Here is an 11996-nt window from a genome sequence, read left to right as displayed (position 1 = left end):
CGCCCCCGACTGACCCGGACGGAGCCCCCATGGACATCGCCGTCGTCCTCCTCTATCTGCTGGCCATGATCGGGTTCGGCGTGTGGGGCATGCGCCGTGCCCGCACGCAGGAGGACTATCTCGTCGCCGGCAGGCGGCTGGGCCCCCTCCTGTACACGGGCACGCTCGCGGCGGTCGTCCTGGGCGGTGCGTCCACCGTGGGCGGTGTGGGGCTGGGCTACGAGTTCGGCCTGTCCGGCATGTGGCTCGTCTTCTGCATCGGTCTGGGCATCGTCGCGCTCAGTCTCCTCTTCGCCCCGAAGATCCAGCGGCTGGAGATCTACACCGTCTCCCAGATGCTGGAGCTGCGGTACGGCCGCGGGTCCCGCGCGGTGTCCGGCATCATCATGTCCGCGTACGGCCTCATGATCGCCACGACGTCGACCGTCGCCTACGGCAGCATCTTCCACGCGCTGCTGGGCATCGACCGGGTGCCCGCGATCCTGCTGGGCGGATTCGTCGTCATCCTCTACTCGCTGCTGGGCGGCATGTGGTCGATCACGCTCACCGACTTCGTCCAGTTCATCATCCAGACGATCGGGATCTTCCTCATCCTCCTGCCGATCGTCCTCGTGCAGGCCGGCGGCTTCTCCGGCATGAGCGAGGCGCTGGGTCCGGAGGTGTTCGACCCCGTCGGCATCGGTGCCTCCACGATCCTCACGTATTTCCTCATCTACACGCTGGGGCTGCTCATCGGTCAGGACATCTGGCAGCGCGTGTTCACCGCCCGCTCCCCCGGCGTCGCCCGCTGGGGCGGTCTGTCCACTGGCCTCTACTGCCTCCTGTACGCGATCGCCGGTGCTCTCATCGGCACCGCCGCACGCATCCTGGTGCCCGGCATCGAGGTGACCGATGACGTGTTCACCGCCGTCGTCGACCATTCGATGGCGCCGCTACTGGCGGGCTTCGTGCTCGCCGCGGCGCTGTCGGCCGTCATGTCGACCGCCTCCGGCGCCCTCATCGCCGGTTCCACCGTGTTCCGTCAGGACGTCGTCGAGCAGCTCACCCGTCGCCGAGGCCGGGGTGACGACGCGGACACCGGCCCCGCCCACGAACTGGGCGGCGTCGACGAATCGGCCGGCCGCCTGGCCGCGTCCCGCGTGTGGCTCGCGGTGTTCGGTGTCGTGAGCATGGGGCTCGCGTGCGTCATGCCGAGCGTCGTCGAAGCGCTCACCGTCGCCTACAACATCCTCGTCGCGGGTCTGCTCATCCCGATCCTCGGCGGGCTGGTGTTCCGTCGGGGCACGATCGTGGGCGTGCTCGCCGGGATGATCGCGGGATCCGTCACCACCATCGTCATGATGATCACGGTGGGGATCTTCGCGGACTCCCCCATCTACACGGGCCTGGCCGCCTCGATCATCGCCTACCTGGTCGGCTCACTCGTCTCACGCCCCACACCGGAGCCGGTGCTCACGGCGTGGGACGCCCGGCTGCGCCGCTGACCGCATACAGCACGCGGAACGGTCGCCGGCAGTTCACCGAACCGGAGCGGGCTTCCGCAGTGTGACCGCGGCGATGCCGGCGGCGATCACCATGAGGGCCGCGGCGATCGCGGATGTGACCACCACGCCGGAATCGAAGGCGTGCTGCGCGGAGGTGAGCAGCGCCTCGGCGGCGGGGGCCGGCAACCGGTCCGCTACCTCGACGGCACCGCCCAGCGTCTCCCCCGCAGTCGCCGTGTCCGCGGCGCCGAGGTCGCCCGGGACGTCCACCCGGGTGCGGTAGGCGGCGGTGAGGATGCTGCCGAGCACGGCCGTGCCCAGCACCGCACCCGCTTCGTAGGCGGTCTCCGAGATCGCCGAGGCCGAACCCGCCTTCTGCGCTGGCACCGCGGACAGGATGACGTCGTTGGAGATCGTCTCTGCCGCACCCACGCCCGCACCCAGGATCACGAAGGCGACGAGCAGGCCCGTGTCCGACCCCGCTTGGCCGCTCACGAGCACGACCCCGTAGCCCACCGCATTGAGCAGCAGGCCACCGGCGACGACCGCCGCCGCCGGCACGAACCGGACGACCTGCACGACCGCCAGTCCCGCGACGACCGTGACGACGAGCCCCGGCAGCAGGACGAGACCGGCTTCCATGGGGGTCCGTCCGCTCACCAGCTGCAGGTGCTGGGCGATGAAGAACAGGAACCCGACGAGCGAGAACACGCTCAGCAGGTTCGCGATGATCGCCCCGCTGAACGCCGGCACCGTGAAGAGGCGCACGTCGAGCATCGGCTTCGCTCGAGCGAGCTGACGCCTGACGAAGAGCGTGCCGCAGACCGCGGTGACGGCGAGCGCGCCCAGAGGTGCCGCGCCCACACCGTTCTGCGAGGCGTCCTTGATCGCCCACACGAACGGGGTCATCGTCGCCATGACGAGCAGGATGCTCACGGGATCGATGGGACCGGGGTGCGGATCCCGCGATTCGGGGATGAGCCAGAAGCCGAGCGCGAGCAGCGGGACGAGGACGGGGACGGCCAGGAGGAAGACGGAACCCCACCAGAAGTGCTCGAGCAGGAAGCCCCCGACGATCGGGCCCAGTGCGGCACCGCCGGAGAACCCTGCGGCCCAGACCGCGATCGCCGTGCGGCGCTCCGTCGGGTCCTCGAAGACGTTGCGGATGATCGACAGGGTCGCCGGCATGAGCATCGCGCCGAAGAACCCCAGCGCCGCACGGGCCGCGATGAGCGCCCCCGCAGTGGGCGCGAAAGCCGCGACCGCGGACACGACCGCGAAGCCCAGGGAACCGGTGAGCAGCAGCCGCCGCCTGCCGAACGCGTCCCCCGCACTGCCCATGGGGACGAGCAGGCTCGCGAGGACGAGCGGATAGGCGTCGACCACCCACAGCAGCTGTGTGCCCGTGGGTGCGAGCGCCGCAGAGATCCCCGGCACCGCGAAGGCGAGCACCGTGTTGTCTACGGCGATGAGGATGACCGGGAGCATGAGCACGGCCAGCGCGGCCCAGCGGCGGCGGGGGCTGAGGGTCGTCGCGGTGGTCGGCATGAACAGCGTCTTCACGGGTGCTCCGTCGAGAGGGGTCGATCCGGGGTGTGGATCTGAGATGAGTGGGTGAGGTCTGCGGGAGGGATCCTGCGGACAGGAGGTCCCGAACGACCACCCCGAACTTTACCGTCCAGTCGGTACAGTGGCGAGCCCGCAGGATGTGACGTTCGTCAGCCTGCGGTCGTCCGCGGTGCGCCTCCGATAGGGTCGCCAGCATGACGACGGCACGCGAAGGACTCCTCGACGCATTCGAGGGGATGCTCATCGACGAGGGCGAGCGCTCCACGACACTCGACGCGGTCGCCGCGCGGGCACAGGTCTCCAAGGGCGGGCTGCTGTACCACTTCGCCTCGAAGAGCGCCCTGGTCGACGGACTCCTGGAGAGGCTGCATGAGCGGGCGGAGCTCGACGTGGCGGAGATGGAGGGGGCACCGGAAGGTGCCGCAGCGCACTACGTGACGACGTCCGCTGAGGTCGGGACCCCGTTCGACCAGACCTTCCTAGCCGTATTCCGCCTGTCGCTGAGCGCGGAGCCCCGGGCGACGGAGGCGATCCAGCGGATCCGCACCCGCTGGCTGGAGCTCATCGAGGACGAGATCGGCGATCGGGACGTGTCACTCGCCGTGCTCCTCATGGGCGACGGGCTCTACTACAACGCCTCCCTCACCGCGGACACGGACAACGCTGACGACCCCAGTGGGTTCCCCGACATCGACGCGCTGCTGCGCACCCTGGAGCTGCTGCGCTCGAGCGTGCGCGGCTGACGCCCAGCAGACACGCGCGCGGCCCGGCGGGAGTCTCCTCCCACCGGGCCGCGTGCGGTCGGCCGCGTCACATGTGCGACACAGTCGACTCGTGCCGGTCCTGACGCATCGTCCTGGTCGTGTCCGCCAGAGCGTGTCAGTACTCGATGACGACGCGTCCGTCGATCTTGCCGTGGCGCATCTCGTCGAGGATCGCGTTGATGTCCCCGAGCGGACGCTTCGAGAAGGTCGGCTTGATCTTGCCCGCCGCGTAGAACTCGAGCGCCTCGACCATGTCCTGGCGTGTGCCGACGATCGATCCGCGGATCGTGAGGCCCTTGAGGACGATGTCGAAGATCGGGGCGGGGAACTCGCCCGGGGGAAGACCGTTGAACACGATCGTCCCGCCGCGCCGGGTCATCCCGATCGCCTGACCGAACGCGTCCTTGTGGACCGCGGTGACGAGCACGCCGTGGGCGCCGCCCACCGCCTCCTGCACCGCGGTGGCGGGGTCGCCGTCCATCGCGTTGACCACGACCTCGGCGCCGTGCTTCTTCGCGAGCGCCAGCTTGTCGTCCGCGATGTCGACCGCGACGACCCGCATGCCCATCGCGACCGCGTACTGGACGGCGATGTGGCCGAGCCCGCCGATACCGGAGATGACGACCCACTGCCCGGGCTTCACCTCGGTCCGCTTGAGCCCCTTGTACACCGTCACCCCGGCGCAGAGCACCGGTGCGATCTCATGCGGATCAGACCCCTCCGGGATGATCGCCGCGTACGGTGCGTCGACGAGCATGTATTCGCCGAACGACCCGTCGGTCGAATAGCCGCCGTTCTGCTGCTGCTCGCACAGGGTCTCCCACCCCTGCCGGCAGTGCTCGCAGTCCCCGCAGGCGGTCCACAGCCACGCGTTGCCGACCATCTGGCCGACCTCGAGATTCTCGACCCCCTCGCCCAGCTCTTCGACGATGCCCACACCCTCGTGGCCTGGCACCAGCGGGAGCTTGGGCTTGACGGGCCAGTCGCCCTCCAGCGCGTGGAGGTCCGTGTGGCAGACACCGGAGGCGATGAGCTTCACCAGCGCCTGTCCGCGTCCGGGGGTCGGCTTCTCGTACTCGCCCACCGTCAGTTCATGTCCGAAATCTTCGACGATCGCTGCCTGCATTGCAGTCATTGTCCTGCTCCTTGTGAGTCACTCGTGATTGAAACATGGGTGAAACGTCTGGGGTTGGGGACAGCACAGGGCCGGGCGGAGGACCGCCCGGCCCTGGTGATGCGGTGACGACTGCGTGGGCTCAGAAGAAGCCGAGCGCGCTGTCGCTGTAGCTCACCAGCAGGTTCTTCGTCTGCTGGTAGTGATCGAGCATCATGAGGTGGTTCTCACGGCCGATGCCCGACGACTTGTAGCCTCCGAACGCGGCGTGCGCCGGATAGGCGTGGTAGTTGTTGACCCAGACGCGGCCCGCCTGGATCTGACGACCGGCCCGGTAGGCAGTCGTTCCGTTGCGCGCCCAGACTCCGGCGCCCAGTCCGTAGAGGGTGTCGTTCGCGATGGACATCGCGTCGTCGTAGTCCTTGAACTGCGTCGTCGCGACGACCGGGCCGAAGATCTCCTCCTGGAAGATCCTCATGTCGTTCGTCCCCTCGAAGACCGTCGGTGCCACGTAGAACCCGCCGGACAGGTCTCCGCCCAGGTCCACAGCGTCCCCACCGGTGAGGATCTTCGCCCCTTCCTGCTTGCCGATGTCCAGGTAGGACATGATCTTCTCGAACTGGTCGTTCGACGCCTGCGCGCCGATCTGGGTGTCCGTGTCGAGCGGGTTGCCCTGCTTCGTCGCCTTCACCCGCTCCAGTGCGTCCGCCATGAAGCTGTCGTACATGCTCGACTGGATGAGTGCGCGTGACGGGCACGTGCAGACCTCGCCCTGGTTGAGGCTGAACATCGCGTAGCCCTCGAGCGCCTTGTCGTAGAACGCGTCCTTCTCCTGGGCGATGTCGTCGAAGAAGATGTTCGGACTCTTGCCGCCCAGCTCCAGCGTCACGGGGATGATGTTCTGCGACGCGTACTGCATGATGAGGCGGCCGGTCGTCGTCTCACCCGTGAACGCGATCTTGGAGATCCGCTTGTTCGAGGCGAGCGGCTTGCCCGCCTCCGCGCCGAAGCCGTTCACGATGTTGACGACGCCCGCGGGGATCAGGTCCGCGATCAGCTCCATGAGGACGAGGATCGACGCGGGTGTCTGCTCCGCCGGCTTGAGGACGACGCAGTTGCCCGCAGCGAGTGCCGGCGCGAGCTTCCACACCGCCATGAGGATCGGGAAGTTCCACGGGATGATCTGCCCGACCACGCCCAGCGGTTCGTGGAAGTGGTAGGCGACAGTGTCCTCGTCGATCTGCGACAGACCGCCCTCCTGAGCGCGGATCGCTCCTGCGAAGTAGCGGAAGTGGTCGATCGCCAGCGGGATGTCCGCAGCGAGCGGTTCGCGGATCGCCTTGCCGTTGTCCCACGTCTCTGCGACGGCGATCATCTCGAGGTTCTCCTCGATCCGGTCCGCGATCTTGTTGAGGATGACGGCCCGCTCCGCAGGCGTCGTCTTGTTCCATGACGGTGCCGCCTTGTGGGCGGCGTCCAGGGCCAGTTCGATGTCCTCCGCCGTGGATCGTGCGACCTCCGTGAAGGCCTTCCCGGTGATCGGGGTGACGTTCTCGAAGTACTCGCCCTTGACCGGTGGCACCCATGCGCCGCCGATCCAGTTCTCGTAGCGGGGCTTGAAGTCGACGAGTGCTCCCGATGTCCCGGGCTGTGCGTAGACGGCCATGCCGGTCTCCTTCTTCTGCACGACTGTGTGCGTCCGAGCGCCCCGGCCGGATGATCGCGGATCCGCGTCGCATCCGCCGGGCTGTGACTCCAGGATAGGGCGAGCGCCGTTGCACCGACGTTGCGTGGATCACACGGAGGTTCGCTGCGTGGACGACGCGTCTGCTCGTTGCGCGGGGCCCCCGACAGCTCAGTGCGGGGGCCCGCGACGGATCAGCTCGTGGATCCCACCACGGTTCAGTGTGCGGCGTGCTCCGCGTCGATCGCGTCGAGCCGGGCGACGGCCGCGGCCCTGCGCACGTCGTCGGCCGGCAGCAGGCGCAGCGCGAGCATCCACGCCTCCTGGTCGTCCTGCGCGTCCTGACGGCGCAGGTAGGCCCACAGGAGGTCGTGGTCCGCGAACTGCATGACCGCTTCCCGCAGCGATGTGGACAGTGCCGTGCGGAGGTGGGCGATCTCCGGCGCCTCCGATGCGGGCAGCACGTCGCCCCGGCACAGGTGGACGGCGCGTTCGATGTCGCCGTCGGTGAGCGCGTCGTGCGCGGCACGGGCGTCCGTGAGCGGGGGGCGTTCCCGGCCGGTGCCCGCGACCAGCCGGTACGGCCGCGAGGCGAGTTCGACGGACCCGTCCGACGCCTCCGCAAGCACCCTGCGCAGGCGGTGCATCTCCACGCGGACCGTCGTGGCCTCCGGCGCGTCCGCGTAGACCATCTCGCTCAGCTGGGGGCCGCTCAGCCCGTCGTCGTACCAGTCGAGGAGCGTGAGGATCTCCGCGTGCCGCAGGCCGATCTGCTTCTCGCGGCCGTCCTGGGCGACGGCGGGTGCCCCCGGCCCGGTGACCCGCACGACGGGCCGCAGCAGCGTCCCGGACCCCGCCGCCGAGGTGCCGGTCACCACGAGCGGCTCCCCCGCCTCGGCGAAGGCGGCGTCTTCCCCGACCAGCCCGGCCGCAGGCCGTCCCGCAGCGGGATCGTCCGCGGCGGTCAGCGGCGGGGAGCCGGGCGCTGCCCCCTCCCCCACGCCCGCGGCGGGTGACAGCGAGACACCGGAGAACGCGGTGGTCGTCGCCGTATCGGACGGGGCACCCGGCCTCGAACCCGCAGGTTCGGCCGTACCGTCGAAAGCGCCTGGGGGCTGGGCGGCGAGCTCCGCTTCGATCGCGGCGGCGGCAGCGGTGAGGAGCGGGAGGCTGAGAGGGGAGACCGCCTCCGGCCCGCCCGTGATGTCGAGGACGCCCATGAGGGCACGCGTGTGCGGGTCCATGAGCGGCACTGCGGTGCAGCTCCACTCCCGCACGACCGGCGAGAAGTGCTCCTCCCGTGCGACAGAGGCCGATGCGCCAGTGGCGACGACGATGCCGGGGGCGGAGGTGCCCATGCCGGTCTCCGACCAGTCGGCGCCCACCGCGAAGCCCATCGATTCGGATCGTCGCAGCGCGGAGTGGTCCCCCTCGACCCAGAGGAGACGGCCCTGCGCATCGCCGATCGCGACGACCAGGCCCGTGTCCCGTGCGGGTTCGATGAGGAGGCGCCGGACGATCGGCAGAGCGCGCGCCAGCGGACCCTCCCGGCACATCCGCTCCAGTTCGTCCGCGTCGATGCCCAGCGAGGCGCTGTCACGACCCGTGGGCGGCAGCGCGCTGAGCGACCGCTGCCACGACTCCGCCACGATGCTGCGCACCGCGTCCAGACCCTCATCCGAGGCGCGTTCGGACAGACGGCTGAAAGCGCGTGTGACTTCGCGCTGATACTCGCGGGCGAGGACGCCCTCGCCCGCCAATCGAGCCATCTGCATCCTCGCGGCCTTTCGCGTACGGAACCTGCGGTCGCGCCCCTGCGACCGATGCGATGCCACCCCTCCGGGTTGGTGCGAACCCTAGTCGACTTCGCGCAGACCTTCCATCCGGGTTCCGGAGGATGAGCGCGGGGTGGCGAGGCTCCGCCGGACGCGGGCCGTCGCACGCATGAGCAGCAGGACGACGCAGATCGTCACGCAGGTGCCCACGGCGGCCCCGGCGATCACATCGTGCGGAAAGTGCACGCCGTCGATCACACGTGACACGGCAGCGCAGGCGGCAACGCCGTACGCGATCCATGCCCACCGCGTCACCGCCATGAGCACCACCGCGGTGGCCAGAGCGAAGGCGATCGTCGTGTGGTTGCTGGGGAACGACCAACTGTCGGGGCCCGGGCACCGCGGGTCGACCACCAGCTCGACACAGGGGCGCACCTGCGCGAACAGGCGCTTGAGCACCTCGTTCGTCGCATATGCGACGACGACGGATATGCCTGTCACGAGGACGACGAGCACACGGGCGAGGTCCACACGGCGGAAGCCCCAGGCGGTGAGGAAGAACCCTCCGGCGAGCACGTACAGCAGGATGTCGGCCAGCCCGTACGGCAGGTCGATCCCGCTGTGGGCGATCGCGAGGTGCAGCGTGGTGGACGGCCCGACGCCCAGCAGGCAGACGGCAACGACGACCGCCCCTGTGACCAGCCACAGGGCCGCGCGCAGGAGTGTGGATCCGACGCTGCGCAACCGCAGCGCCGCCCGGTCCCGTCGCAGAGGGACGCCTTCGCCCGGCGAACCGCCCGGCAACCGAGAATGCTGGATGACTGTTCCACCTCTTCATACAGTGTGCCCATGGAGTTCAGGCACAGAACCGCGCGTACCTCGCCTCCACTTCCGGAAGCAGCCGACGACCGATGACCCCGCGCAGCACGCACGCGGAGGACGGTCGTCGCACCGCCAGCGACGACCGTAGCAGTCGACCCGGCAGGTGGAGGTCGATCGGGGCGGACATGCGGGCCACCCTGGACCTGCCGCTCACCAACTACTACCTGATCCTCACGTCGTCCATCGCGCTCGTCGTGGTCGGTCTCATCATGGTGCTGTCCGCGACGTCGATCACGGCCTACGACGGGACCGCCGTCTCGTCCTACACCATCTTCTTCCGGCAGGCCCTGTTCGCCGCGACGGGCATCACCGCCATGCTCGTCCTCGCTGCGCTCTCACCCGCGCTGCTGCGCCGACTCGCCTGGCCCGCGATGATCGTGAGCATCGGCCTCGTCGTGCTGCCCCTCATCCCCGGGATCGGGCGCACGGTGAACGGCAGCACGAACTGGGTTCAGATCGGACCCATTCAGGGGCAGCCGTCGGAGCTCGCGAAAGTCGCCGTCGCCCTGTGGCTGGGGGTGATCCTGGCCCGCAAGGCCGGTCGCCTCGACTCCTTCAAGGAATTGGCCGTGCCGATCATCCCCGTGCTGGGCGCCGTGCTTGCGTGCGTTCTGGCCGGCGGTGACCTGGGCACCTCCCTCATCCTGATCCTGCTGAGCCTCGTCGCGCTGTTCACCGGCGGTGTGCCGCTGCGCTGGTTCGCCGCCGCCCTGGTGCCGCTGGCCGTCGGCGTGACGCTGCTGATCGTCACGAGCCCGTATCGCTTGGCGCGGGTGAAAGCACTGTTCGCCGGTCCGGACGCCGCCACGGAGGCCGACGCCCTGGGCCAGAACTGGCAGTCCAGCCACGGCCTCTACGCACTGGCCTCCGGAGGCTGGGCAGGGGTGGGCCTGGGCGCCAGTCGTGAGAAGTGGTCGTGGCTGCCGGAGGCGCACAACGACTTCATCTTCGCGATCATCGGCGAGGAGCTGGGGTTCCTGGGCGGCTGCGTCGTCATCGGGCTCTTCGCGATCCTGGGCTTCGGCCTAGTCCGCCTGGCTCTGCGGGCCGAGGACACGATGGTCCAGGTGACGACGATGGCGGTCTTCGCGTGGGTCATCGGTCAGGCCGCGGTGAACATCGGTGTCGTCACCGCGCTGCTGCCCGTGATCGGGGTGCCGCTGCCGTTCGTGTCGTACGGCGGGTCGGCCATCATCGGGTGTCTGCTGGCGGTCGGGTTGACACTGTCGTTCGCGCGGGCGGAACCCGGCGCCCGGGAAGCACTGGCCCGCCAGCGCCGCAGAACGCGTGAGGCGCTCACCCCGCGCTTCCTGCGCCGACGCCAGGAAGCCTGAAGGCGACGGTCAGCGGTCCTGCGCGGGCGATTCGCCGAGGACGTACCGCAGCACCGCGTGCCCGATCGCACGCATGTGCCCCTCGACCGCCACACGCACCGGCATGGGGCCCGTGTCCGCCCCCGGATCCCAGTGCGCGCCGACAGCGTAGGCCGCGCCTCCGGCTCGCCCGGTGACGACGCCGGCGTCCACCCGCACCCCCGCGTCGTGGCCGGTCTTGTGGCGGAGCACCACTCCCCCGTCAGGCTCGATGTGTGCCAGCGGGTCCAGGTGGAGACCGCCTGCGACCATCGACGTGTCCACCCCTGCCGCGAGCACGTCGAGCACCTGCGCGGAGACCTCCGCTGAGACGATCTCACCCGCGTGCAGCAGCGCGAACAGGCGCGCGAGTTCGTGCGCCGTCCCGCACGACGGCGCCCACGGATGCTCCGGGCCGCGCACGTCCCGGATGGTGTCGAGGAACCCCGTGCTCCCGAACCCGAGGTCCCGTGCCACTGCGCGCACCGCACCCAGTCCGCAGAGGTCGGCGAGCGCGTTCGTCGCGAGGTTGTCGCTCACCGCACCCACGAGCAGGCACGCGTCCTGGACCGTCACCGTCCTGTCACGGAAGAGGTGGAGCAGCCCGGAGTCCGCGACCACGTGGACCGGCAGGACGGGAAGCTCCGCGCCGAGGTCGAGGCGGCCGGCGGCGGCCTGAGAGAAGACCTCGATGAGCAGGAACACCTTCCCCATACTCGCGGTCGGCAGGACGGTGCGGGGTGCGTGCTGGAGCAGCGGGCGGCCCGACGCGAGGTCGGTGACGGCGATCGACCAGGTGACCGGCACCTCGGCGGCGGTGTGCACGACGGGCGGGGGCCCCACGACCGGCGGGCTTTCCACGGCAGAGAAGGGATTTCTGTCCATGACGTCAGGGTATGTCCGCCCAGCACACCCCGCTGTCCCCGTGACGTGTCCTATCGTGGACGGTGCCACCAGACTGTCGACCCAAGGACAAGGACGGATGTCACCGGAAGCGGTGAATCACCCCGACCGCCTCGACCCGGCACGGGGCGGGTCCTCGACGACGGAGAGGCACGCCGCCCTCACGGCCGCTGCACAAGAGGAAGCCCGCGAACTCCCTGCTGGTCATCGGAGGGACCTACGCGGCCAGCGCGCTCCTCTGCTTCCTCGTCTGGTTCCTGATCCTCTTCCTGCTCTTCAACTCGCTCCAGGACTCTGTGGACAGCAGCCAGCCGGCCGGGGCGACTGCCCTGGGAAGCGCGGACCCGGCAGATGCAGCACCTCGCCACAAGTGGTCCGTCGACCGGCAGCGTGCCACCCGCCGCGATCGCTGCAGCCGAACTGGAGCAGTTCCTCATCACGGATGCAGAGACGGAAGATGCCTTCTGAA

9 protein-coding genes are annotated in these 11996 nt (G+C 69.6%); 3 read left to right on the top strand and 6 right to left on the bottom strand.

Annotated features, from left to right (window positions below; all coding sequences use genetic code 11):
* Positions 1 to 29 precede the first annotated feature (29 nt).
* A complete protein-coding gene (locus JFC09_RS15570) occupies positions 30 to 1484 on the top strand; it encodes a sodium:solute symporter (RefSeq protein WP_198394964.1) in 1455 nt (484 codons plus the stop codon).
* Positions 1485 to 1517: 33 nt separating this feature from the next.
* On the opposite strand, the gene JFC09_RS15565 is transcribed toward JFC09_RS15570, so the two are convergent.
* Positions 1518 to 3032, bottom strand: coding sequence for an MFS transporter (locus JFC09_RS15565; protein ID WP_198394988.1), 1515 nt, complete (start codon positions 3030 to 3032; stop codon positions 1518 to 1520).
* Between the two features lie 215 nt (positions 3033 to 3247).
* On the opposite strand from JFC09_RS15565, the gene JFC09_RS16765 reads away from it, so the two are divergent.
* The gene (locus JFC09_RS16765) at positions 3248 to 3796 is read left to right on the top strand and encodes a TetR/AcrR family transcriptional regulator (protein WP_198394963.1); all 549 of its coding nucleotides are present in this window, start codon (positions 3248 to 3250) and stop codon (positions 3794 to 3796) included.
* A gap of 136 nt (positions 3797 to 3932) precedes the next feature.
* Here JFC09_RS16765 and adhP read toward each other — a convergent pair whose 3' ends face one another.
* From adhP to JFC09_RS15540, 4 genes are all read right to left on the bottom strand, one after another.
* Positions 3933 to 4952 carry an alcohol dehydrogenase AdhP gene (adhP, locus tag JFC09_RS15555; RefSeq protein WP_198394962.1) on the bottom strand — a complete coding sequence of 340 codons (1020 nt, stop codon included), beginning with the start codon at positions 4950 to 4952 and terminating at the stop codon, positions 3933 to 3935.
* Between the two features lie 121 nt (positions 4953 to 5073).
* Positions 5074 to 6597 (bottom strand): acetaldehyde dehydrogenase ExaC, encoded by a 1524-nt coding sequence (exaC, locus tag JFC09_RS15550; protein ID WP_198394961.1) that lies wholly within the window; start codon positions 6595 to 6597, stop codon positions 5074 to 5076.
* A gap of 236 nt (positions 6598 to 6833) precedes the next feature.
* Positions 6834 to 8384 (bottom strand): sigma-54-dependent transcriptional regulator family protein, encoded by a 1551-nt coding sequence (locus JFC09_RS15545; protein ID WP_198394960.1) that lies wholly within the window; start codon positions 8382 to 8384, stop codon positions 6834 to 6836.
* 87 nt (positions 8385 to 8471) lie between these two features.
* A complete protein-coding gene (locus tag JFC09_RS15540) occupies positions 8472 to 9194 on the bottom strand; it encodes a phosphatase PAP2 family protein (RefSeq protein WP_198394959.1) in 723 nt (240 codons plus the stop codon).
* A 107-nt stretch (positions 9195 to 9301) separates the two neighbouring features.
* Here JFC09_RS15540 and ftsW point away from each other — a divergent pair, with 107 nt between their 5' ends.
* Complete coding sequence (ftsW, locus tag JFC09_RS15535; RefSeq protein ID WP_198394958.1) at positions 9302 to 10606, top strand: putative lipid II flippase FtsW; 1305 nt, start codon at positions 9302 to 9304, stop codon at positions 10604 to 10606.
* A 9-nt stretch (positions 10607 to 10615) separates the two neighbouring features.
* Here ftsW and JFC09_RS15530 read toward each other — a convergent pair whose 3' ends face one another.
* Positions 10616 to 11509: a serine hydrolase gene (locus JFC09_RS15530; protein WP_198394957.1), complete on the bottom strand. Its 894-nt coding sequence runs from the start codon at positions 11507 to 11509 to the stop codon at positions 10616 to 10618.
* Positions 11510 to 11996: the final 487 nt, after the last annotated feature.

The sequence above is a fragment of the Brevibacterium yomogidense genome (genome assembly GCF_016107685.1).
Classification (GTDB): domain Bacteria; phylum Actinomycetota; class Actinomycetes; order Actinomycetales; family Brevibacteriaceae; genus Brevibacterium; species Brevibacterium yomogidense.
The sequence above is the reverse complement of the archived record's forward strand: the minus strand, read 5'-3'. Positions and strand labels throughout refer to the sequence as shown.